Here is a 22,646-nt window from a genome sequence, read left to right as displayed (position 1 = left end):
CTGTCATATTTTATTTGATATAAGTGTTCGTCAGTATATTTAAAGTCAAGTTTCGATGTAAATTGATGTGTTCACGTTAATTATGTATCGGTATTAATAGAACCTGTTGGATCTTGGTCTTTTCTTTATTGTGGAGAATAAGGCAATAGCATAAGCAATTTTTTTTATAGATTACAAGATACCAATAAACCCAATAAAAAATTAATTAATAACTGAGAGATATTGTTACTCTTAATTTATTTTATACTTTTCCAACCATTATACTAAATATGAATTTTAATCTATAACATTAAAAACAATAACAAAAACTAGTCCGAAAGTACTAGATAATACCTAGCCAAGTATATGGTTTTTTTTGCCCCTTAGTTGAATAGGTTTACAATTTCAAATGTATTAAATTGATATGTAATTTTAAGCCAGAATAAGAAATATTAACTATATTGAATCTTTTATTTGGCAAATTACACAAGAAATTATCTTGTAATAGGAAATTATACATGTCCAAATATATAACCAACTGGGAGCCAGAAAATAAAGATTTTTGGCAAAAGCAAGGGAAAAAGATAGCAACAAGAAATCTATGGATTTCAGTACCAGCACTTTTACTTGCTTTTGTCGTATGGTCTTTGTGGAGTGTAGTTGTTATTTACTTACCCAAACTGGGGTTTAAGTATGATGCAAATCAGTTGATGTTATTAACTGCTTTACCTGCATTATCTGGTGCAACATTACGAATATTTTATGCATTTATGGTGCCTATTTTTGGTGGCAGAAAATGGACTTTTTTCTCTACTGCAACTTTGTTAATTCCCTTGGTATGGTTTGGAATAAGTGTTCAAAATCCAGATACAAGCTTTACAACAATGGCGATTATCGCCTTACTATGTGGTTTTGGTGGAGGGAATTTTAGCTCATCCATGGCCAATATTGGATATTTTTTTCCAAAATCAGAAAAAGGATATGCAACAGGGGTTAATGCTGGTTTAGGTAATATTGGGGTTTCCGTATTGCAATTTGCAGCACCTTTAGTGATCGGTATGGGTATTTTTGGTGCTTTTGGTGGTGATGCTAAAGCAATTGTACAGAATGGCCATGATACTTCTATCTGGATTCAAAATATTGGCTTTGTTTGGGTTCCATTAATTGTATTAGTTTTATTTTTTATTTTCTTTGGAATGAATGATCTTGCTTCTGCAAAAGCATCATTTTCAGATCAATCTGTTATTTTTGGTCGCAAAGATAATTGGATTTTATGTTGGTTATACTTAGGCATGTTCGGGTCTTTTATTGGGTATTCGGCTGTATTTCCAATGTTGGTTAAACACGAGTTTGCTAATATTGACCCACTAAAATATGCATTTTTAGGTCCGTTATTAGGATCGATTTTTAGAGTTGTTGGTGGAATGATTTCTGACAAAATTCGTGCCACTATTGTTACGCAGATTGCTTTTGTTGGTGTGGTTGTATGCACATTAGCTGTTTTATATTTCCTACCAGATCATGGGCAAGATGGAAATTTCATGGGCTTCTTTATTAGCTTTATGTTTGTTTTTGTTTTCGTTGGTTTAGGGAACGGATCTGTGTTTGCACAAACCCCTGTTGTGTTTGGTATATTTCATCGTAAGCTTGCAGCTCTCACAAATCAAAATACTGAAGAATCTGCCAAAAATGCTATTAAAGAAACAGGCGCTGTTCTTGGGTTTATGGGTGCAATTGGTGCTTATGGCGGGTTTATTATTCCAAAACTTTGCGGAACAACAGTAGCTTATACAGGATCTTTCTATTTAGCTTTTTGTTGTTTTATTGCTTATTACTGCACTTGTTTGTTGGTAAATTGGTGGTTTTACCTTCGTAAAAGCGCAGCAAGCGCATGTTAATTGGTATTATAGCTTAAGAATTGGAAAAAATTATGAGTCACTTATTAGATCGTTTATCCTTTTTTAAAAGAACTAAAAGTAATTTCGCCAATGGTCATGGTGCTGTTGTTCAAGAAGATAGAAAATGGGAGGACGCATACCGTCAACGTTGGCAACATGATAAAATTGTTCGTTCAACACATGGTGTGAATTGCACGGGTTCTTGTAGCTGGCAAATTTATGTAAAAAGTGGATTGATTACATGGGAAACGCAACAAGTAAACTATCCTCGCACGCGCCCTGATTTACCCAATCATGAACCCAGGGGATGTCCTCGTGGTGCTTCCTATAGTTGGTATGTTTATTCAGCTCAACGCGTAAAATATCCAATGTTAAGAGGGAGGCTTGCTCAATTATGGCGTGAGGTTCGCAAGAGTAAAGATCCAATTGCAGCTTGGGAATATATTAGTCAAACTCCAGATATTGCGAAATCTTATAAATCTCGTCGTGGTTTGGGAGGGTTTGTTCGTTCTAACTGGGATGAAGTGAACGAGATTATAGCAGCTGCTAATAGTTTTACAGTCAAAGAATTTGGTCCTGATCGTGTTGTTGGTTTTTCTCCAATCCCTGCAATGTCAATGGTTAGCTATGCTTCTGGTTCCAGATATTTGTCTTTAATTGGTGGTGTTCCTTTATCTTTTTATGACTGGTATTGTGACTTACCTCCTGCTAGCCCTCAAGTTTGGGGAGAGCAAACGGATGTTCCAGAATCTGCAGATTGGTATAATTCTACTTATTTAATGGTTTGGGGATCAAATGTTCCTATGACCAGAACCCCTGATGCTCATTTTTATACAGAGGTTCGTTATAAAGGTACGAAAACTGTTGCTGTATCTTCTGACTATGGTGAAATGGTTAAATTTGGTGATATTTGGCTTGCTCCTAAACAAGGTACAGATGCTGCCCTTGCTATGGCAATGGGGCATGTAATTTTTAAAGAGTTTCACTTAGATAAGCCTTCAGAATATTTTACAAATTATTGTCGCCAATATACAGATATGCCTATGCTGGTTATGTTGGACAATAAAGGCGACCATTACTTACCAAATTATTTCCTAAGAGCTAGTCATTTAGATGACAATTTAAATGAAAAAACGAACCCAGAATGGAAAACCCTAGTTATTGATGGTGCAACAGGGAATATTGTTGCTCCCAAAGGATCTATTGGGTTTAGATGGGGTGATGATGGTAAATGGAACTTGCAAGAGCAAGATAGTCAAGGAAGAGCTGTTGAAGCACAACTTTCCCTTTTAGATATGCATGATCAAGTTCTGGATGTTGCTTTTGATTATTTTGCTGGTGAGGGAAATAATGAGCAATTTGTGCGTAAAGTTCCTGTAAAAAAAATCAAATTAGCAGATGGGTCAGAAGCTTTTGTAACCACTGTTTTTGATTTGATGGCTGCAAATTACAGTATTGATCGTGGATTAGGAGATGGGGCAAAGGATTATTTTGATGATGTTCCTTATACACCTGCATGGCAACAAAAACATACTGGGGTAAAGCCAGAGCTTGTTATTCAAGTGGCTCGTGAATTTGCACAAAATGCAGACCAAACCCAGGGTAAAAGTATGGTTATTGTTGGGGCAGCCTTAAACCATTGGTATCATATGGATATGACCTATCGTGGTATTATCAATATGTTGATGATGTGTGGTTGTATTGGACAAAGTGGTGGGGGTTGGTGCCATTATGTGGGACAAGAAAAGTTAAGACCACAAACAGGGTGGACACCGCTTGCTTTTGGTTTGGATTGGTATCGCCCAGTACGTCAAATGAACGGAACCTCATTCTTTTATAATCATACCAGCCAATGGCGTCATGAAAAATTACATCTTGATGAAATTACCTCTTCAACAGCATTGAGTGATTTTGAAGGATTATCATTAATTGATTGTAATGCCAAAGCTGAACGGATGGGGTGGTTACCTTCTGCGCCACAATTAACAACCAACCCGTTACAAGTTACGCAACAGGCAATTGCTGCGTCAAAAGATCCAATTGCTTATGCTGTTGATGGGTTAAAAGATGGTTCATTGGACATGTCTTGTAATGATCCTGACAATCCAAAGAATTTTCCAAGAAATATGTTTGTATGGCGCTCAAATATATTGGGATCCTCTGGAAAAGGACATGAATATTTTCTGAAATATTTACTAGGCACACAAAATGCAGTGTTGAGTGAAGAGACACAATGTATTAAACCACAAGAAATCACAGTAAGACCTGCTGCTGAAGGCAAGTTAGATTTGATGGTTGTACTTGATTTCCGTATGTCCACGACGTGTTTATATGCTGATGTGATTTTACCAACAGCAACTTGGTATGAAAAAGACGACTTAAATACCTCAGATATGCATCCTTTTATTCACCCATTAAGTGAAGCTGTACAACCTTTATGGCAAAGCAAAAGTGATTGGGAAATCTTTAAAGGGATTTCCAAGAAATTCTCTGAATTAGCAGAAGATTACTTGGGTGTTCAAAAAGATTTAGTTTTAACCCCGTTAATGCATGATACGCCTCAAGAGCTCGGACAGCCTTTTGATGTTAAAGATTGGAAGAAAGGTGAATGTGATCCTATTCCAGGAAAAACAATGCCGGCAATGACGGTTGTTGAACGCAATTATAGTGCTGTTTACCAACAATTTACGTCTATTGGGCCTTTGCTCGAAAAAATAGGGAATGGTGGTAAAGGAATCAGTTGGGATACAAAACACGAAGTAGAAGTTTTACGTGGGCTAAATAAAACTGTTTCGGAAGGAATAGCCAAGGGGCAACCTAAGCTGGATACAGCAATTGATGCTGCAGAAATGATTTTGGCGCTGGCACCTGAAACAAATGGTCATATTGCGGTGAAGGCATGGGGTGCTTTGTCTAAGATTACAGGCTTAGATCATACACCATTGGCTTTACCCAGAGAGCATGACACTATTCGCTTTAGAGATATACAAGCACAACCTCGTAAGATTATTTCTTCTCCTACTTGGTCTGGTTTGGAAAGTGAAACTGTCAGTTATAATGCTGGTTATACCAATGTTCATGAGTTAATACCCTGGAGAACTATTACAGGGCGTCAACAATTTTATCAAGATCATCAATGGATGCGTGCTTTTGGTGAAAGCTTATGTGTATATAAACCTGCTGTTGATCTCAAGACGACAAAACAAGTATTGGGCAAACATGGAAATGGCAATACCGAAATTGTATTGAACTTTATTACACCACACCAAAAATGGGGCATTCATAGTACTTATTCTGACAATATTAGAATGCTTACTTTATCACGTGGTGGGCCTCATGTTTGGATTTCTGAGATTGACGCTAGAAAAGCTGGAATTGTTGATAATGATTGGATTGAGGCCTTCAACCTAAATGGCACTTTAACTGCAAGAGCTGTGGTCAGCCAACGTGTTCCAGAAGGAATGACCTTGATGTACCATGCTCAAGAAAAAATTATTAATGTTCCAGGCGCTGAAGTTTCTAAAAAACGCGGCGGTATTCATAATTCTGTGACGAGAACTGTTTTGAAACCAACGCATATGATTGGTGGTTATGCTCAGCTTTCTTATGGATTTAACTATTATGGAACGGTTGGTTCTAATCGTGATGAATTCGTGGTTATTCGTAAAATGAAAAATGTTGATTGGTTACAAGAAACCGCTGATTTAGCTCAACAAAATGTCAAAGCGTAATAAGAGGTCAGTATTATGAAAATTAGAGCACAAATTGGTATGGTGTTAAATCTGGACAAATGTATTGGATGTCATACTTGTTCAGTAACTTGTAAAAATGTTTGGACCAGCCGTGATGGTGTTGAATATGCATGGTTTAACAATGTTGAAACAAAGCCTGGTGTTGGTTATCCAAAAGAGTGGGAGAATCAAGATAAATATAATGGTGGATGGGTTTTAAAAAATAATAAGTTAAAACCTCGCCAAGGGGGTAAGTTAAAAATTATGGCAAATATATTTGCCAATCCAGACTTGCCTCAAATTGATGATTATTATGAGCCATTTACGTATGATTATGAACATCTACAAAATGCTCCTGATATGAAAACCCCACCAACGGCACGCCCTGTTTCTGTCTTAACTGGCAAAAAAATGGATAAGATTAAATGGGGGCCAAACTGGGAAGATGATCTTGGAGGTGAATTCTCTAAAAGATCAAAAGATGCACTGTTTGAGGGCATTCAAAAGGAAATGATGTCCACATTCGAAAATACATTTATGATGTATTTACCAAGATTGTGTGAACATTGTTTAAATCCAGCTTGTGTTGCAAGTTGTCCTTCTGGATCTATTTATAAACGTGAAGATGACGGTATTGTTTTGATCGATCAAGATAAATGTCGTGGTTGGCGTATGTGCGTTTCTGGATGTCCATATAAAAAAATTTATTATAACTGGGTTTCTGGAAAATCTGAAAAATGTATTTTCTGCTATCCAAGAATTGAGGGCGGTCAACCAACAGTTTGTTCTGAAACTTGTGTAGGACGTATTCGTTACCTTGGTGTTTTATTGTATGATGCTGATAAAATTGAAGATGCAGCTTCTGCTGAAGATCCAAAAGATTTATATCAATCTCAATTAGATTTATTTTTGGATCCTAATGATCCAGAAGTGATTGCTGAAGCATTGAAGCAAGGAATTCCACAAAGTTGGTTGGACGCTGCAAAGAAATCACCTGTTTATAAAATGGCAGTGGATTGGAAAGTTGCTTTCCCACTACATCCCGAATATCGTACATTACCAATGGTTTGGTATATTCCACCTCTATCTCCGATTCAATCAGCTGTTGAACAAGGCGTCATTGGGGAAAAAGGAATTATTCCTGGTATTAAAGAGCTACGTATTCCTGTTCGCTATCTTGCTAATCTATTAACAGCTGGCAAAGAAGAACCAATTGTTGAAGCATTAGAAACAATGATTGCAATGCGTCGTTACATGCGTAGCAAATCAGTTGGTTCTCAAGCAGATTTATCAACAATAGAAAATCTTCATGTATCTGAAGAACAAATTAATGAAATGTATCAAATTATGGCGATTGCCAATTATGAAGATCGTTTTGTTATTCCCTCCTCTCATAAAGAAATGGTTGAGGATGCGTTTAAAGATAAAGCTTCTTGTGGTTTTTCTTTTGGAAACGGATGCTCTGATGGCGTTAGTAAAGAAAATCTATTTGGTAAAAAACAATCTCCTATTATTTTCACAGATATGATGAATGATCGTAACCATAACAAAGAAAAAGAAAGTAATAGCTAATGGAAATTTTTAAAATCCTTTCAGTGCTTCTTTGTTATCCAGAGCAAGATCTTATTGATGCTGTTCCTGAGTTGGTTGCACGCTTGGAAAAACTAAAAATAGATCCTAATTTTCTTTCTCCTTTACTAAAAGAGTTAGGCGAGCAAGATTTGCTTGTTTTACAAGAAAATTATGTAAATATTTTTGACCGTAGTCGTAATCACTCTTTACATATGTTTGAGCATATTCATGGAGAGGATCGCATTCGCGGACAAGCTCTGGTTGATTTAATGAACGAATATAAAAATCATGGGTTTGAGCTTTCTGTGATAGATGAGCTTCCTGATTATTTACCTTTATTTTTGGAATATTTATCTGTTTGTGAAAAAAAACAAGCAATAGAACTATTAACATCAGCAATTGATGTCATTGGTCATATTGGTAAAAAGCTGCAAGAGACAAAATCTGCTTATATTGGTATTTTTTCACTCTTAGAGCAATATTCAACAGCAAAACCAGTTCCCTTGGTAACTCCTCCTATTCGAGATATGGATGAGGCATTAGAAAAATTTGGACCGAACATAGAAGGTGTAGAGCCTTTATTACAACCAAATGCTTGTAAAATTTGTCCAACCTATGATCAAAATAAAGGAGGAAGTCATGGATTATCTAGATAAATTTATTTTTGGAATTTATCCCTATATTGTATTAGTAATTTTTGTTGTTGGCTGCCTTGTTCGGTTTGAACGTGAACAGTATTCTTGGAAAAGTGATTCCAGCCAGTTATTATATCGTGGGCAATTACGTGTTGGCAGTATCTTATTTCATGTAGGCATATTAGGTTTATTTTTTGGTCATCTCGTAGGGTTATTAACCCCAGTGATTGTATGGGATACATTAGGGGTCAGCCACTCTTTAAAACAAATGGTGGCAATGACTGCTGGTGGAATTATGGGCAGCATGTGCTTTATTGGGTTGGTTATCTTAATACACAGACGTTTTTCTGTAGATCGATTGGTACAAAACAGCAACTGGCGTGATAAATTATTACTTTTATGGTTGTTTGTTACGTTATGTCTTGGGCTATCAACGATTGTTGTTTCTGCTCAACATTTAGATGGTCATGAAATGGTGCGTTTGATGACATGGGCACAACATGTAGTGACAGTACGTGGGGATGCAGCAAATTATGTTATGAACGCTTCTATTATTTTTAAAATTCACTTATTTATGGGAATGAGTTTATTTGCTATTTTCCCATTTACTCGACTAGTACATATTTTTAGTGGATTTGGGATGGTCACCTATATTACACGTAAATGGCAATTGGTAAGGCCTCGTTAATGTAAAGAGCAAATGAAAATTATGAAAAAATACTATTTTCTCCAAAGGGTTGTTCGACAATTTTTAGTTATAGCAACTATTCTTTTTAGTGGGTTACATTATGCGAAAGCAAATGAAATTAATGTTTCAGCTGCAATCAGTCTCAGTAATGCTTTTAAAGAAATAGCTGCTTTATATGAGGCAAAACACCCTATGGATAAAATTTTATTTAACTTTGGTGCTTCTGGCAGTTTGCTTCAGCAAATTGACCAAGGCGCACCAACGGATATTTTTGCTTCTGCTGATGAAGAAACCATGGATCAGGCTGTAAAAAAAGGCCTGATTATAGAGAATAGTCGAAAAGATTTTACTAATAATAGTCTTGTATTGATTGCTCCGATTCATAGTAATTTAGATATACACAATGCAGGAAATTTATTACAGCCTACCGTTCAAAAAATTGCTGTAGGTCAGCCAAAGATTGTTCCAGCAGGTAGATATACACAAAAATTTTTACAACAAAATCAGTTGTGGGATAAATTGCAAAATAAGTTAATTATTGGGCAAAATGTCAGACAAGTTTTGGATTATGTTGCGCGTGATGAGGTAAATGTTGGATTTGTTTACCACAGTGATGCTACGATTTTATCGAATAAGGTTAAAATCTTGCTAGATTTTCCTTTAAGCCATTCTATCCGCTATCCAATTGCATTGGTTAAACAAAAGACAGAAAATACAAAAGCTCAAGGGTTTATTGATTTTATTTTATCCTCTACAGGGCAAAATATTTTAAATAAATATGGTTTCACCAGTGTTTCTCGATAGAAAAATATAATGAATTTTGCTTGGGGTGCATTGTTTTTATCATTAAAAGTTGCTGGATGCTCAGTTGTTGTTAATTTTCTGATTGCTGTTCCAATTGGTTTTTTACTTGCTCGTAAAAAATTTGTTGGTAAAGAATTTTTAGATACAATTTTAACATTGCCTATGGTAATGCCGCCAACCGTTTTAGGATATTATTTATTGGTTCTTTTAGGTCGGCATGGCTGGGTTGGACAGATTTTAGAGATTTATTTTGATATTAATTTAATTTTCACATGGCAAGGGGCGGTAATCGCCGCAACAATTGTTACTTTTCCGTTGGTTTTTAAACCAACTCGAACCGCTTTTGAAAGTGTAAATCCTTGTTACGAGCAAGCGGCAAGAGTGCTTGGAGTATCAGATATTTCTATTTTCTTTCGAATTACCTTGCCACTTGCTTGGCGAGGAATTTTTGCAGGATTATTATTATCTTTTGCCAGAGCTTTGGGAGAATTTGGAGCAACCTTAATGGTCGCAGGAAGTATTCCAGGAAAGACAGAAACATTATCCATATCCATTTATGAAGCAGTTCAAGAGGGAAATGATCATGCTGCAAATATAGCTGTGATTATTTTATCTTTTGTTTGTATTGTTGTTTTATTTATTGCCAAAAAACTAACTGGCTATAAGATATTTTATTAAAGATTTAATATGAATTTTAATTGGAATATTCAAAAAACATTGTTGACCAATCAATCTTCTTTTCAATTAAACCTTGAATATGCTTCATCTTGCCAATCTATTGCGATTTTTGGTCCATCAGGTGCAGGAAAAACAACTTTAATTAAAATAATAGCAGGGTTAATGATCCCTGATGCAGGGTCTATTACAATTAAAAATAATGTTTTTTTTGACGATAAACAAAAGATTAATTTAAAACCACAACAAAGAAATTTAGCGTATTTTTTTCAAACTTATAGTTTATTTCCTCATTTGACAGTGCAACAAAATATTGCATTTTCTCTTAAAAAAGGGTTTTTAAATCCAGGCAAACACCGATATAATACAGAGGTTTCTGAGTTATTAGAACAGTTTGAATTATCGAATTTAGCGCATCAATATCCTCATGAATTATCGGGTGGACAACAACAAAGAGTTGCCTTGGCAAGAGCATTAATAACTAAGCCTAAACTTCTCTTACTTGATGAACCTTTTTCAATGTTGGATTATCAGTTACGCCAACGGTTACGTGTTGAAGTAAAATACATTCAACAGCAAATAAATTGTTTATTACTTATTATTTCTCATGATCCAGAAGATATAAATTTTTTTGCTGATGACGTTTTGTCTTTAAAGAATGGAAAAATGGAACGTTAAAGATTAAATACTTAGTGTGAAAATGTAGAATATATATAATTTTAAAATATAGTTTTGAGAACGGTCTGTATGATGCTCATAGATGATTTTGGTAGAAAAATAGATTACTTAAGAATATCTGTTACAGATCGTTGTAATTTAAGATGTAATTATTGTATTCCTAAAGGTTTTAAGGGGTTTGAAGCCTCTGATAATTGGATATCTACTGAAGAAATTTTAAGAATTGTTTATAATTTCTCTGTATTAGGAACACATCATTTTCGCCTGACAGGTGGAGAGCCTTTACTTCGCAAAAATATTGTCGAATTGGTGCGTGATATGAAGGCAATGGATCAGGTCAAAGATTTGTCTATGACAACCAATGCGACTTTATTGGCAGATAAAGCCGAATCATTATTTGAAGCAGGTTTGGATCGATTAAATATTAGTCTTGATTCTCTTAGCTCTAAACATATGGAGGAAATAACAGGAAGTAATTGTTTAGATACTATTTTGGCTGGGTTATCTGCAGCTAAAAAAGCAGGGTTTCAAAAGGTTCGCATTAATATGGTTGTGATGCCAGATCGTAACTTTGATGAAGTCGAGGAAATGCTACGGTTTTGTATTCAACATCAATATATTTTATGTTTGATTGAAGTCATGCCGATGGGCGAAAGTGGGCGGAGTACAGCTTCTGTCTATTTGCAAGAGAGCGTTAAAAAACTAGAAATAAAGTTTAACCTACAGCCAACAACCAAGAAAATCGGGAATGGGCCTGCTCGGTATTGGGAAACAGCAAGCGGGTTTGTTAATTTAGGATTGATTACCCCATTATCTCAGCATTTTTGTGAAACTTGTAATCGTGTTCGATTAACGGTAGATGGCACGTTATTGATGTGTTTAGGGCAAGACAATAGTTTTCAGTTGAAACCTTTTCTAAGAAATCAATGTAGCGATGAGGAATTACAAAATGCTATAATGCAAGCCATCAAGTTAAAACCTCAATCTCATGATTTCCTAGAAAAGCCAAAAAAAATCAACCGTATAATGTCAATGACAGGGGGCTGATTTATATTTTAGGTAAAAAGGCTTTGACGATTTTTTCGTCTGTTTCCATTCTTGGGCCGCCAATGACCTCTATGCACATTGGAACAGAAGCAAAAACACCATGAATTTTTATTTTGCCATTGTCGTCTTTAACGCCCTCTAAGGTTTCTTTGATAGCATTTGGACGACCAGGAAGATTCAAGATTAAGCTTTGCTTACGAATAACCCCAACTTGTCTGGATAGAATTGCTGTTGGCACGTAATATAAGCTTACTTGGCGCATTTGTTCACCAAATCCTGGCATAACTTTATCTGCAACAGCTAAGGTTGCATCTGGTGTTACGTCACGAATATAAGGGCCAGTTCCACCTGTTGTTAATACAAGAGGGCATTTTTCTTGGTCAACCAGTTCAATCAGTGTTTTCTCGATAAGATCTTGCTCATCTGGGATTAGATGCTCAACATATTCTTTGTCGTTTAAAACAGCAAGATCTAACCAATCTTTAAGTGCAGGGAGGCCTTTATCTTCGTAGATGCCTTTGCTGGCTCTGTCGCTGATAGAAATAAGACCAATTTTAATTTTTTCCATAATAAATACTCAGATGATTTTAAGTGTTAAAATTGTAAGAAAGAGGATAGACTTTGATATAGTCATTTTCATGCACCAGAGTATTTTCTGGTATTTCTGCCAAAGCATCAGCTTGTGTGAATGCGGAGAGCATGGCAGACCCTTGATGTGAAAGCAGCTTTACATAAAGTCCAGTTGCACTCGGTTGTAATTGAACCCTAAGAAACTCTTTGCGGCTTTGTGTTTTCTTGGTAGAGAATGTTGCTTTGGCCATGATGGCTTTTGGCATACATTGTTCAATATCAATTCCTGATAATCTTTTTAGGGCTGGAACGACGAGCTGTTGGAAAGTCACAAAGGTACTGACAGGATTTCCAGGAAGCATAAAGACCGTTGTGTTATCAATCTCTCCCCATGCGAAAGGTTTTCCTGGTTTGATAGCAAGTTTCCATAAAGTAAGCTTACCTAATTTTGTAATCGCTGTATGGACGTGATCTTCCTCCCCAACAGAAACACCACCTGAAGTGATAATAATATCTGCTTTTTGACTGGCATCACTTAGCGCTTGTTCTGTTGCTTCTTTGTTATCAGGTAAAGTGCCTGCATCAATGATCTGGTGAGGCGTTTGTTTTAACCATGATAACAATAAATAGCGATTAGCATCGTAAATTTTTCCAGCAGTTAGAGGTTCTTCTGGATTTAGCAGTTCATTTCCTGTTGAAAATACATAAATTGTTAATGGTTTAAATACAGGGATTTCAGCGTATCCTTGACTCGCCAGTAGTGCAATAACTGCAGGGGTAATATACTGGCCAGAAGATAGGAATACATCTCCTTTTTTTAACTCTTCGGCTTGATAGCGAATATTCTGCCCTTTTCTAAGTGTTGAAGTAACGGTTAAAATATTACCATTAACTTCAGTATTTTCTTGTTGAATAACAGCGATTGTTCCCTCTGGGATGGGGGCTCCTGTAAATATTCTTGCTGCTTCGCCAGTTTTTAAAGTCATTGATTGTGCTGTATCGCCTGCTGCAATACGATGAATGATTGTCCATTCTTGACATGCGTCAATATCACCGCCTAGAGCATAACCATCCATTGCACTATTGCTAAAAAAAGGGGTGTCATATTGGACGGTTAAATTTTCAGCTAAAATAAGGCGATCCGCTTCGGTTAAAGGAACAGTTTGTTTTGTTAAAGAAGGGGTGTTTTGGGTTAATAAATTATGGAGTGCTTGATAATAATCGAGCATGATAGGTTCCTATTGGTTTTGGTGAAGTGTTTTCATGTCATTCATATTTGTAAATGCATGCTCATCTTCAAAAACAGTTTTAATTGCATTATGTTTAAAAATCCAAGATTTCAAACTATAGTGTTGTTGCCTTAGATGCTCTGCTAATTGATTGTTAATTGTTGGCTTATATAAAAAGATGCTGGGGTGAATTTGGGATGGCGTTGCAGCATACGCGATCTCATGTTCTGCTTGATTATATAAAGCATTTGTTAATGTAGATACTAGATGAATGGGTAGGAAAGGGGTATCACAAGGTACAGTTAGAATGGCATCAGTATCTTGGGGAATAAAAGGAGTGGTGCTGAGAATACCAGCAAGAGGTCCTTTGTTTTGCCATTCAGTTTGATCCGAAATAACAGGAAACCCAAAGTTTTGATATGTTGAAATGTCCTCATTAGCACTGATGATGATGTGATCTAGTTGAGGGCGTAATTGTTGAATAACATAGTGAATAAGAGGTAAGTTATTGAAAGGAATGAGCCCTTTATTTTTCCTTCCCATACGTTGTCCCTCACCGCCTGCTAGGATAATGCCTGTAATAACAAGTTTTGGTTTCATGACGGAAGTTGCCAGCGTTTTTTTTGTTCTATGTCTGACTCTTTGGCTTTAACCCAACGAGATGTTTCATTTTGAAAAAATTCCTTTTTCCAGAATGGTGCTTCTGTTTTTAAATAATCCATAATAAATTGAGATGCTTCAAAGGCCGCTTTACGATGAGAAGCCGCAACCATAACCAGCACAATGCTTTCCCCTATGTTTAGTCTGCCGACACGGTGGATTACAATTGCACTTTCTATTGGCCAATATTCTTTTGCTTGTTGTAAAATACGTTCAATTTCCTGTTCGGTAACTCCAGGAAAATGTTCCAAATAAAGGTGGCTTAATGGTTCTTGTTCATCATACCCACGGACAATGCCTTTAAAACTGACGATTGCGCCACAATTATTAATTTGGATTTGTTGATCTAGAACTGGAATTTCTGCATCAAAAGGGGACTCTTGGATTTTTACCCAAAACATTTTTATCCTCCTGTAACGGGAGGGAGGATAGCGACTTCATCTCCTGAAGAAATGGGGGAAGTCTGATAAATAATTTTTTGATTAATGGCCAAGCGGAAAATATTTTGTTCAGAAAGGCTTTCTGCCCAAAAATCGCTGCGGGATCTTAAATAGGTTAATAAAGCTTGTGAATCGCCCTGTGGCCATTCTATTTGTTCTTCTTCAAGGTTTAAAATTTCTTTTAAAAATCCAAAATAACGAATTTTAATCATGGTTTCCTTCGTATCATATGTTTATGATGGTTAAAGCAAATTATAATAGGAAAAACACATGACTAAGTTATCTCATTTTGATGCTTCAGGGCAAGCGCATATGGTCGATATTGCGAATAAAGAAGCAACAAAACGTACAGCGATTGCTACTGGTACAATTATAATGTGTGCAGAGGCATTTCAATTATTAGAGTTTAATGCCAGCCATAAAGGAGATGTATTGGGGATTGCTCGTATTGCAGCAATTCAGGGGACAAAGATGACTGCCACTATTATTCCTTTATGTCATCCTTTGTCTTTAAGTCATGTGCATGTTGAGTTTTACAAAGATGAAATCAATTCAAGCGTCACCATTGAGGTCACTGCTGAAACGGTTGGTAAAACAGGTGTTGAAATGGAAGCTTTAACAGGAGCGTCTGCAGGGTTATTAACAATTTATGATATGTTAAAAGCAGTAGATAAAAAAATGATCATTCAAGATATTCATTTAGTTAAAAAGCAAGGGGGAAAAAGTGGAGAGTTTAATTTTTAAATTAGAACGCTGCACCTAATATACAAATCTCAATTTAACATAGAAATTCCGTCCTTGCTCTGGGTATCCTGCGGCGAGTTGATAGTTTTGATCAAGCAAGTTTTTAGCACCAACCCCAAGCTCTAGTTGATCTGTGACTTGATAGAGAGCATTTATGGATAGATTCACATAATGACCTGTTTTAAAGTAATCTATCCCTGTGCTATCAGTAGTCCAACGATTTGAGGCGATATCCAACGTGGGTAAAAATTGTAATTTCTTAATGGGTTTCCATGTCGCATAAACAAAGGCTTTATGTTTTGGCACATCAGTAGGGTGATAATTTTGAATATTGGGATCATTCAAGTTGCGATGAATATAGGTATAGTTACCACCCACTGATAAATTCTTTAAAATTTCAATTTCGGTAGAAATCTCGAACCCATAATAATCTCCGTGTCCTACATTACGGTTTTGGTTGACTGAAACACCTTCGTACAGCATCGGAAAAGCAACAATTGCATTGGTTAATTGAGAATAAAATAAAGCTGCTGTAATGTTAACTCGATTGAAATTATGACTTATTCCAATTTCATAATTTTTGGCTCGTTCTGGCTTTAATGCTGGGTTGGAAACTGCGCCACCAAAACGCGTGCTGAATCGCTCAAACAAAGAGGGAAATCTTACCCTATCGGAAAAACTGATATAAGAACTAGTTTTGGTATTTATTTGCCATGCTAATCTTGCCTGACCGTTCAAAGCGCCTTTGTTTTTGGTTGGATAAGAAATAATATTTTTTGTATCTGAGGAGAAACCCTCCGCTTGATCTAACTTTCGCCAATCGTAACTGCCTCCTGTAGTTAATTTTAACTCTGGTAGAATATAGAACGTATTTTCAAGGGCAGTACTATAACTTTCTTCGATTGATTTTTGGTTTGGTTGATTATATCCCCCAGGAAAATTTTGAGTATGTTCGTTATGTTGATCCAGACGGCCATAAAATGCAAAATTAAGTGAATCTCGCTGGCTGATATCCCATGTTAAACGTGTGTCCCCACCATATCCTACATCGTAGTAATAGCTGTTAAATGATTTTTTCATATTTTGAGTAGTCTGAGAAATATTATCAAAACTACGTAAAAGATTGTCAAATGTATTTCGATAAAGGCGGAATTTAAGGGTTAAATTATCTTTTAATTTTGTATTCGTCATAATTGATAATGAATCGATATTCCAGGTTGGCCATGACCAAACCTTTTGATATGACGGCGGGTCGATCGTGTTTAATGGAGCGTTTTTTTGTCCTTCTTGCCTAGTATAACTTAATACATACTCGTCGGTATCATTGGGGGTAATACCAATTTTTGTATTAATTCTCCAATCCAAAGAATCAGACAGTAATCGCCTACCTTTGCCTTGTGAGGCAGTTGGGGTATATTTAGATGATACATCTGTATGATCAATATTATTCTCATCAAAGCTGAATTGAGTATACCATTTTTCCTGACGAGTACCGATAAAGCCAAAAACATTATATCCACCATATTCAGCGTTATGGCCAAGATTGACGTTGCTTCGAACTTCGGCATCAATTTCCTTTTTTGGCTTACGGGTAACGAGGTTGATTAATCCGCCCATGCCATCTGGTCCATCAATGACTGAGGCATATCCTTTGCTAATTTGAATTTCACTAATATCAGGGGTTACGAAACGACCAAAATCTAGTCGATTATCATAAGGTAAATAAATCCTAATTCCATCAAGTAGCAAAGGGACCTGCAAACGACTGAAACCACGTACATAAATTGTACGTTCATTACGTGAGTTTCCTGTTGATCCTATATTGACACCAGGCAAAATATTAACAGCTTCATCTAATGTGTTTAAGTTCAGCTTATCCATAGCCTTTTGTGTTACAACAGAGTTACCAATGAGTGTTTTATTCTGTTTTCCATAGACTGTTATTTCCTCAGAAGATGGTTGTGGGAAATATGTCTTCACATCAGAAATATTTTTGTACTGATCATTCGAGGGAATTAATTTTTTATTCTTTTCTTTTGTTGATACAGAATCTGTATCTTTAGATCTTGTAGTTTCTTCTGCGATTGCATTAGAGGATGCAATTAAAAATAATGAACATGTCGAAATACAAAAAAATCTAAAAGTATTATTCATAATAATTCTACGTTCAAATAATTCGTTGGTGCATACTCTGAGATGTAATGAATATTATGTATATGGTTTCAGTCAATACACCAAAAGGATTAGTCCAAAAGGGGTATTTCCTATATTCATATTTTTTGTAAAATCGTTTTATATAAAAATATTGAAGGGTTTTTTATGTCATACCGTCATTATCTATTTTTACTTGTTTCATTCACAACTTATTTAGCTATAGGTTCTGCAACTGTATATGCTCATGAAGATCATTCTTGTACGCCACTTACTGGAAATTTGGCATCATGGAATAAACCTCTTATAGTAAAAACCTCTCAAACGATTGCAAATTTAAAACAAGCAAATCCTGTTCCTATTTCACAAACTGTTGAAGCCTCTTTGTTTCCTGCACGTTCAGTAGAATTTCCTGTTTCACCACAAGAGCGTGGAGGAAGTGTGAGTTTTGCGGGAACTTTAAAATTCGATATTACTAAGAAATCAACCTATCGCATTATTACTAATGGTCGTCCTTGGGTAGAAATTGTTCAAAATGGTAAAATTATAGACTCTAGTAAACATCAGCATGGTGAAAAATGTTGGGGAATGGAAAAAGTATTAGATTTTCCTCTTACTCCTGGTCGTTATGTGATTGAATTAACAGCTAATGGTAAAGAGACTATTAAATTCATGATTATCCCAGTCACTCAATAACCATTAAAAAAGCTAGCTTTGTTACAATGAACCTCAAAATAATATTCGCAACTTTTTGTATCATAGGCACAAGCACAGGCGCTTTGCTTTATGCACAACCAAGAAAAACAGAGATTCATTCAGCACAGGTTCCTGCTGCTCAAGAAAAAATAAAGCTGGGGCGTTATCTGTTTTATGATGGTGATTTGTCTAAGGATGGCAGCATGTCATGTGGCACCTGTCACAGGCAAAAACACGCCTTCACTGATGGAAATAAAACACATCCCGGAGTGAATAATGATGAGGGGATTTTCAATGTTCCTACATTGGGAAATATAGGTGAGTTCAATCATCTTACATGGGAAAATCAAAATGTAAGAACTCTTGAACAACATGCTGTTATTCCAATTACAGGAACTATTCCTGTTGAAATGGGAATGAATCAACAAGAAAAAGAAATTGAACGGCGTATTGCTGCTAATCCTTGTTATGTTGAATTGTTTAATAAGGCTTTTCCTGATGCTCAAGGGGATAGTAAAAACAAGGTTACCATAGATCACATTATACAGGCCATTAGTGATTTTGAGCGAACTTTAATTACAAATCAGAGTATTTGGGATACAAAAAAAGGATTCTCCTTTGAAATGCAACAGGGTGAAACAATCTTTTTTGGTAAAGGACAATGTACAAATTGTCATACGCCACCCCTTTTTACAGATCAAAAATTTTATAAGATTAATGATCACATAAAATCAGAAATTCGCACTCCAACTTTACGTAATATTGAATTAACGGCTCCATATTTTCACGATGGCTCTATAGCAACGATACAAGAGGCCATTATAGGTCACAGCCCAAGCAAAACGAATGTCCCAAAACTTTCTCAGCAAGAAATAAATGAATTAATCGCGTTTTTAAACTCTCTCACTGATCAGAAATTTATTACCAATCCTAACTTTTCACTTCCTCCAGCTGTTTGTGAAAAAACAAAAAGTAGTAAATAAAAAGTAATAAATAAATTGAGTGGGTCTATTATGATTGTTCTTTGTTAAAATAGTTACGTTTAAATTGTAAAGCGACAATTACCAATAAAATAAGAGCTGAGAGCTCTACAAAGGGCCTGATTACAGTTTTAAACGCAACAGAAGAGCTTAATCTAAATGTTGCAATTGCAACGGCTAAAGCAAGCTCAAAATTATTTACTGCTGCTCTAAAAGAAATTACAGTGGTAGTGGAGTAAGTCGCTCCTTTCCATTTGCTGATAAAAAACTTATTTTAAACATGGTGACAAAGCAAATAATTAAAGGTGTAGCAAGCCGTATTACCTCTAAAGGTAAGAGAATAACCCCATTGCTCTTGAAGGAAAACATAGCGACAAATCAGAATAAAAGGGTATTAAGGCTGAGTTGGGCCTATTTTTGGAATAATGTGATTTTGATACCAATGCTTGCATTTATAATTGATTAAAACCCTTTTCAATGCCTACAGAGTTATTATTTTGTCTTGTCTGGATTTAACTTGTTCCAGCGTATGGAGGTGAGCAAAGCAAGGATAATGAAAGCAGCCCCAATTAAGCCCGTTACAACTTCAGGGATTTCTTTACAGACGCTGGCGAACATTAATCCTGACAAAGCCAAGATCGCCCAAAAAGCACCATGTTCTAAATAGCGATATTTGGTTAAGGTATTTAACTGTACTAACATAATGGTCAAGGATCGTACAAACATTGCTCCAATACTGAGACCCAGTACAATAATAAATAAATTATTAGACAATGCAAACGCCCCAATAACCCCATCAAAGCTAAAGGATGCATCAAGGATTTCAAGATAAATAAATGTTCCTAAGCCAGCTTTGGCAACTGTCGTTGTTGTGTTTTCTTTTTCAAGTAAAACTCCCAAAGCTTCAACCAACACAAATACGATAATTCCAAAAATACCCGCAGTGATAAAAGTCAGAGCTTCTTCATTGGGGATGAATTTTGCAACCCCTAATAGAGACAAAAGTACAACGACGACTTCAATAGATTGGACTCTTGAAAATTTTGTTAAAAATTGCTCGATATATGCAACCCAATGTACATCTTTCTCTGCGTTAAAAAAGAATTTTAATCCGACTAGTCCTAAGAAAGAACCTCCAAATCCCATAATACCAATATGTGCCCCAGACAAAATCTGAGCATATTGACTAGGTTGTTCAATAGCGAGTTTTAAAGCGGAAATTGGATTAAGATGTGCTGCAATCCCCACGATAATCAATGGGAATAATAATCGCATTCCAAATACAGCAATTAAAATCCCCCAGGTTAAAAAACGTCTTTGCCATAATGGGCTCATATCTCTTAAAACCGTAGCATTCACCACCGCATTATCAAATGATAATGAGACTTCTAAGACACCTAAGATTGCACAGATAAACACGGTTGATAATGTACCTGATAACGTGCCCGTCATATTGTATCCAAGCACTGCGGCCAAGCCCAGGCAAATAAATGTAAAGACAAAAGAGCCTTTAAAATATTTCATTTGTGAATATCCAGTAAGTGAGGTCGATAAAAGTTGGTAATAAGCGTTTATTAATGAAATTACCAGCATTATTCACAATTTCTATCGTAATAGAATATTAAAGACGATTATTAAATTATAGAGAAATATAAAGATTTTGTATTTGTTTCTTATAATTTACATCTTATATACTATTTAAGAAGATTGAAAGAAAAGGTAAAATGGAAGATTATTTTTTATTAAAAAGCTTATCTCATGCTTTAATTGCATTACTACTAGGTATTATTTTAACTTTTACAGATCTTGTGTATATAGCAATGCATATTTATGTAGATGGTTATTCTTTGACTATTCCAATTATTCTAACAATTATAGGAATTGTTTTAATTGCTTGGTCGAGTTATCGGATTGCAATTATGGGGCGTGATAACGAAATATAATCGTTATCAGTGCTGTTATTGTTTAATAGCCTTTGCCCATATATTTTGTTGTTCCAAAGTAACCGGCAGTTCTGTTTTAGTGATATCCACTCCTTGCCATCCTGCACCTAATGCAGTGAATAAGTTAACAGCATCTTGGAAGCGATCTAAAATTGCAACTGCTTCTGCATTGGCAGCTGTGGTAGCTGTTCTTTGAGAGGTAAGAACGTCCAAATATCCTGTCAAACCCGCTTTATAAAGTTTTTGAGCGCGCTCTAAAGCTAATTGGCTGCTTAACTTTGATTTGTGCAACAGTTCTACATGCTCTGAATCATCACCCCATGCCGCGATGACATCTTCAACTTCTTTCAGAGCGTTTAGGATGGTTTGGCGATATTGTAACCTTGCTGCTTCTGCATCAGCTTGCGCACCTTTAACCTGGGCACTTAAACGACCACCATGTAATCCTGGAATGGACATGTTAATAAAGCTGCTTGATACTAAGCTGGCAATGTTAGCCATTTGACTGGTAAAAGAAGTCGTCGGCATTGCGCTCATATCAATAGAGAATTGTGGATAGAGTTGAGAAACCGCAACACCAATATTAGCTGTAGCCATTGCGTATTGCCGCTCTGCCATTCTAACGTCAGGACGGTTGGCAAGGGCAATGGAGGGTATAGAGGGTGGATAAGGAGGAAGATCAGGCTGAGGTTTTTCTTCTTTAAGTAAAGCCTCGGTTGTTCCTGGAACTTGCCCAATCAGAACGTCAATGGCATGTGTAATTTGTGTAATGCTGGTTTTAATTGGCTCTCTGGATGCTCTTTGAGCTTCCAACTCGGCCTGAGCTTGCGCTGTGCTTAGCGTTGTACCAGTACCTTCAAGATATTGTTTTTGGGCTAAATTGTAAACATATTGAGCAATAGCAACATTTTCATCTGCAATTCTAAGGCGAAGTTGCATATTGCGTAACGTTACGTAATTATTTGCCAATTGAGAAAGCATCGTTAATAAAATAGAGCGTCTTTCTTCAATAGAAACTTTAACAGCTTCTTCTTGAGATTGAACCATACGCCTTATTTGTCCAAAAGCATCAATCTGCCAACTGAAAGTGGCGCCATAACGTCTGATAGCAGCGTTATTCGCATTACCGTTTTGTGCAATGGTTTGCGATGTTGTATAGGAAGTTGTTTGATAGCCATATCCTGCAGAGCCATCTAATTGCGGGTACCAACTGGCTGCATTTTTATCTCTTAAGGCCTGAGCCGATAAGATACGTTGCCCCGCCGTTTTAAGATCATAATTATTATTGATGGCTTCTTCAACAAGGTGGTTTAACAACGGATCATGAAATTGTTCCCACCAACGTTTCATATCATTGGTTGCTTGAGCAATTTGTTCCGCGGTAGCAGGTTTTTTCCAAACTTTTTCTGTCCATTGGTCTGGGATCTTCATGTGATCTCGACGAAAATCAGGGCCGACTGTACATGCTGCTAATCCACATAAAAGAACAATTGGCATTGTATAACGAAGAAATTGTTTATACATAA

21 protein-coding genes are annotated in these 22,646 nt (G+C 36.2%); 13 read left to right on the top strand and 8 right to left on the bottom strand.

Annotation, left to right across the window (positions count from 1 at the left end; translation table 11 throughout):
* Positions 1 to 497: 497 nt before the first annotated feature.
* The 9 genes from COMX_RS07520 to moaA all read left to right on the top strand — a co-directional run bounded on the left by COMX_RS07520 (position 498) and on the right by moaA (position 11,707).
* Positions 498 to 1,877 carry a NarK family nitrate/nitrite MFS transporter gene (locus COMX_RS07520; protein ID WP_034339486.1) on the top strand — a complete coding sequence of 460 codons (1,380 nt, stop codon included), beginning with the start codon at positions 498 to 500 and terminating at the stop codon, positions 1,875 to 1,877.
* Between the two features lie 32 nt (positions 1,878 to 1,909).
* Positions 1,910 to 5,608 carry a nitrate reductase subunit alpha gene (locus tag COMX_RS07515; RefSeq protein WP_034339483.1) on the top strand — a complete coding sequence of 1,233 codons (3,699 nt, stop codon included), beginning with the start codon at positions 1,910 to 1,912 and terminating at the stop codon, positions 5,606 to 5,608.
* 15 nt (positions 5,609 to 5,623) lie between these two features.
* Positions 5,624 to 7,180 carry a nitrate reductase subunit beta gene (gene narH / locus COMX_RS07510; RefSeq protein WP_034339481.1) on the top strand — a complete coding sequence of 519 codons (1,557 nt, stop codon included), beginning with the start codon at positions 5,624 to 5,626 and terminating at the stop codon, positions 7,178 to 7,180.
* Positions 7,180 to 7,836 (top strand): nitrate reductase molybdenum cofactor assembly chaperone, encoded by a 657-nt coding sequence (narJ, locus tag COMX_RS07505; RefSeq protein WP_034339478.1) that lies wholly within the window; start codon positions 7,180 to 7,182, stop codon positions 7,834 to 7,836. The genes narH and narJ overlap by 1 nt, the downstream gene beginning before the upstream one ends.
* Positions 7,820 to 8,503: a respiratory nitrate reductase subunit gamma gene (gene narI / locus COMX_RS07500; RefSeq protein WP_034339475.1), complete on the top strand. Its 684-nt coding sequence runs from the start codon at positions 7,820 to 7,822 to the stop codon at positions 8,501 to 8,503. Before narJ ends, narI begins: the two co-directional genes overlap by 17 nt.
* Positions 8,504 to 8,524: 21 nt before the next feature.
* A complete protein-coding gene (gene modA, locus COMX_RS07495) occupies positions 8,525 to 9,307 on the top strand; it encodes a molybdate ABC transporter substrate-binding protein (protein WP_034340155.1) in 783 nt (260 codons plus the stop codon).
* A gap of 9 nt (positions 9,308 to 9,316) precedes the next feature.
* Positions 9,317 to 9,985 carry a molybdate ABC transporter permease subunit gene (modB, locus tag COMX_RS07490; RefSeq protein ID WP_034339473.1) on the top strand — a complete coding sequence of 223 codons (669 nt, stop codon included), beginning with the start codon at positions 9,317 to 9,319 and terminating at the stop codon, positions 9,983 to 9,985.
* A 9-nt stretch (positions 9,986 to 9,994) separates the two neighbouring features.
* Positions 9,995 to 10,660, top strand: coding sequence for an ABC transporter ATP-binding protein (locus COMX_RS07485; RefSeq protein ID WP_034339469.1), 666 nt, complete (start codon positions 9,995 to 9,997; stop codon positions 10,658 to 10,660).
* A 69-nt stretch (positions 10,661 to 10,729) separates the two neighbouring features.
* On the top strand, positions 10,730 to 11,707 hold the full coding sequence (gene moaA / locus COMX_RS07480; RefSeq protein WP_235176833.1) for a GTP 3',8-cyclase MoaA: 978 nt from the start codon (positions 10,730 to 10,732) through the stop codon (positions 11,705 to 11,707).
* Position 11,708: 1 nt separating this feature from the next.
* Here the strand turns inward: moaA and mog are convergent, their stop codons facing one another.
* Genes mog through COMX_RS07455 form a run of 5 tightly spaced genes read right to left on the bottom strand, consistent with a single transcriptional unit; the run spans position 11,709 to position 14,818 of the window.
* Entirely contained in the window at positions 11,709 to 12,275 is a 567-nt protein-coding gene (gene mog, locus COMX_RS07475) for a molybdopterin adenylyltransferase (protein WP_034339464.1), read from the bottom strand.
* Positions 12,276 to 12,294: 19 nt separating this feature from the next.
* Entirely contained in the window at positions 12,295 to 13,506 is a 1,212-nt protein-coding gene (locus COMX_RS07470; RefSeq protein ID WP_034339462.1) for a molybdopterin molybdotransferase MoeA, read from the bottom strand.
* Between the two features lie 9 nt (positions 13,507 to 13,515).
* Positions 13,516 to 14,106: a molybdenum cofactor guanylyltransferase MobA gene (gene mobA, locus COMX_RS07465; protein ID WP_051462014.1), complete on the bottom strand. Its 591-nt coding sequence runs from the start codon at positions 14,104 to 14,106 to the stop codon at positions 13,516 to 13,518.
* Entirely contained in the window at positions 14,103 to 14,567 is a 465-nt protein-coding gene (locus COMX_RS07460) for a molybdenum cofactor biosynthesis protein MoaE (RefSeq protein ID WP_034339459.1), read from the bottom strand. Before COMX_RS07460 ends, mobA begins: the two co-directional genes overlap by 4 nt.
* A 2-nt stretch (positions 14,568 to 14,569) precedes the next feature.
* Positions 14,570 to 14,818: a MoaD/ThiS family protein gene (locus tag COMX_RS07455; RefSeq protein ID WP_034339456.1), complete on the bottom strand. Its 249-nt coding sequence runs from the start codon at positions 14,816 to 14,818 to the stop codon at positions 14,570 to 14,572.
* A 58-nt stretch (positions 14,819 to 14,876) separates the two neighbouring features.
* On the opposite strand from COMX_RS07455, the gene moaC reads away from it, so the two are divergent.
* Positions 14,877 to 15,350 (top strand): cyclic pyranopterin monophosphate synthase MoaC, encoded by a 474-nt coding sequence (gene moaC / locus COMX_RS07450; RefSeq protein ID WP_034339453.1) that lies wholly within the window; start codon positions 14,877 to 14,879, stop codon positions 15,348 to 15,350.
* Positions 15,351 to 15,365: 15 nt separating this feature from the next.
* Here moaC and COMX_RS07445 read toward each other — a convergent pair whose 3' ends face one another.
* Positions 15,366 to 17,504, bottom strand: coding sequence for a TonB-dependent receptor plug domain-containing protein (locus COMX_RS07445; protein WP_051462013.1), 2,139 nt, complete (start codon positions 17,502 to 17,504; stop codon positions 15,366 to 15,368).
* A 165-nt stretch (positions 17,505 to 17,669) separates the two neighbouring features.
* Between COMX_RS07445 and COMX_RS07440 the strand changes: the two genes are divergently transcribed.
* Together COMX_RS07440 and COMX_RS07435 are read left to right on the top strand one after the other, a co-directional pair.
* Positions 17,670 to 18,197 carry a hypothetical protein gene (locus COMX_RS07440; protein ID WP_051462012.1) on the top strand — a complete coding sequence of 176 codons (528 nt, stop codon included), beginning with the start codon at positions 17,670 to 17,672 and terminating at the stop codon, positions 18,195 to 18,197.
* A 26-nt stretch (positions 18,198 to 18,223) separates the two neighbouring features.
* Positions 18,224 to 19,180, top strand: coding sequence for a cytochrome-c peroxidase (locus COMX_RS07435; RefSeq protein ID WP_235176831.1), 957 nt, complete (start codon positions 18,224 to 18,226; stop codon positions 19,178 to 19,180).
* A gap of 489 nt (positions 19,181 to 19,669) precedes the next feature.
* Here the strand turns inward: COMX_RS07435 and COMX_RS07430 are convergent, their stop codons facing one another.
* A complete protein-coding gene (locus tag COMX_RS07430) occupies positions 19,670 to 20,701 on the bottom strand; it encodes a DUF475 domain-containing protein (protein WP_034339450.1) in 1,032 nt (343 codons plus the stop codon).
* Between the two features lie 200 nt (positions 20,702 to 20,901).
* Between COMX_RS07430 and COMX_RS07425 the strand changes: the two genes are divergently transcribed.
* Entirely contained in the window at positions 20,902 to 21,120 is a 219-nt protein-coding gene (locus tag COMX_RS07425; RefSeq protein ID WP_034339447.1) for a hypothetical protein, read from the top strand.
* 15 nt (positions 21,121 to 21,135) lie between these two features.
* On the opposite strand, the gene COMX_RS07420 is transcribed toward COMX_RS07425, so the two are convergent.
* Entirely contained in the window at positions 21,136 to 22,644 is a 1,509-nt protein-coding gene (locus tag COMX_RS07420) for an efflux transporter outer membrane subunit (RefSeq protein ID WP_051462011.1), read from the bottom strand.
* Positions 22,645 to 22,646: the final 2 nt, after the last annotated feature.

Origin of the sequence: Commensalibacter papalotli (ex Servin-Garciduenas et al. 2014), assembly GCF_000527695.1 — a bacterium.
Taxonomy (GTDB): domain Bacteria; phylum Pseudomonadota; class Alphaproteobacteria; order Acetobacterales; family Acetobacteraceae; genus Commensalibacter; species Commensalibacter papalotli.
Note: the sequence above shows the minus strand (reverse complement) of the source record. Positions and strands in the feature narration are given on the sequence as shown.

What these genes read in the sequence shown, in the direction of transcription:
- COMX_RS07520 (WP_034339486.1), top strand. Translation starts at nt 498, where the DNA reads ATGTCCAAATATATAACCAACTGGGAGCCAGAAAATAAAGATTTTTGG.
- COMX_RS07515 (WP_034339483.1), top strand. Translation starts at nt 1,910, where the DNA reads ATGAGTCACTTATTAGATCGTTTATCCTTTTTTAAAAGAACTAAAAGT.
- narH (WP_034339481.1), top strand. Translation starts at nt 5,624, where the DNA reads ATGAAAATTAGAGCACAAATTGGTATGGTGTTAAATCTGGACAAATGT.
- narJ (WP_034339478.1), top strand. Translation starts at nt 7,180, where the DNA reads ATGGAAATTTTTAAAATCCTTTCAGTGCTTCTTTGTTATCCAGAGCAA.
- narI (WP_034339475.1), top strand. Translation starts at nt 7,820, where the DNA reads ATGGATTATCTAGATAAATTTATTTTTGGAATTTATCCCTATATTGTA.
- modA (WP_034340155.1), top strand. Translation starts at nt 8,525, where the DNA reads ATGAAAAAATACTATTTTCTCCAAAGGGTTGTTCGACAATTTTTAGTT.
- modB (WP_034339473.1), top strand. Translation starts at nt 9,317, where the DNA reads ATGAATTTTGCTTGGGGTGCATTGTTTTTATCATTAAAAGTTGCTGGA.
- COMX_RS07485 (WP_034339469.1), top strand. Translation starts at nt 9,995, where the DNA reads ATGAATTTTAATTGGAATATTCAAAAAACATTGTTGACCAATCAATCT.
- moaA (WP_235176833.1), top strand. Translation starts at nt 10,730, where the DNA reads ATGATGCTCATAGATGATTTTGGTAGAAAAATAGATTACTTAAGAATA.
- mog (WP_034339464.1), bottom strand. Translation starts at nt 12,275, where the DNA reads ATGGAAAAAATTAAAATTGGTCTTATTTCTATCAGCGACAGAGCCAGC.
- COMX_RS07470 (WP_034339462.1), bottom strand. Translation starts at nt 13,506, where the DNA reads ATGCTCGATTATTATCAAGCACTCCATAATTTATTAACCCAAAACACC.
- mobA (WP_051462014.1), bottom strand. Translation starts at nt 14,106, where the DNA reads ATGAAACCAAAACTTGTTATTACAGGCATTATCCTAGCAGGCGGTGAG.
- COMX_RS07460 (WP_034339459.1), bottom strand. Translation starts at nt 14,567, where the DNA reads ATGTTTTGGGTAAAAATCCAAGAGTCCCCTTTTGATGCAGAAATTCCA.
- COMX_RS07455 (WP_034339456.1), bottom strand. Translation starts at nt 14,818, where the DNA reads ATGATTAAAATTCGTTATTTTGGATTTTTAAAAGAAATTTTAAACCTT.
- moaC (WP_034339453.1), top strand. Translation starts at nt 14,877, where the DNA reads ATGACTAAGTTATCTCATTTTGATGCTTCAGGGCAAGCGCATATGGTC.
- COMX_RS07445 (WP_051462013.1), bottom strand. Translation starts at nt 17,504, where the DNA reads ATGAATAATACTTTTAGATTTTTTTGTATTTCGACATGTTCATTATTT.
- COMX_RS07440 (WP_051462012.1), top strand. Translation starts at nt 17,670, where the DNA reads ATGTCATACCGTCATTATCTATTTTTACTTGTTTCATTCACAACTTAT.
- COMX_RS07435 (WP_235176831.1), top strand. Translation starts at nt 18,224, where the DNA reads ATGAACCTCAAAATAATATTCGCAACTTTTTGTATCATAGGCACAAGC.
- COMX_RS07430 (WP_034339450.1), bottom strand. Translation starts at nt 20,701, where the DNA reads ATGAAATATTTTAAAGGCTCTTTTGTCTTTACATTTATTTGCCTGGGC.
- COMX_RS07425 (WP_034339447.1), top strand. Translation starts at nt 20,902, where the DNA reads ATGGAAGATTATTTTTTATTAAAAAGCTTATCTCATGCTTTAATTGCA.
- COMX_RS07420 (WP_051462011.1), bottom strand. Translation starts at nt 22,644, where the DNA reads ATGTATAAACAATTTCTTCGTTATACAATGCCAATTGTTCTTTTATGT.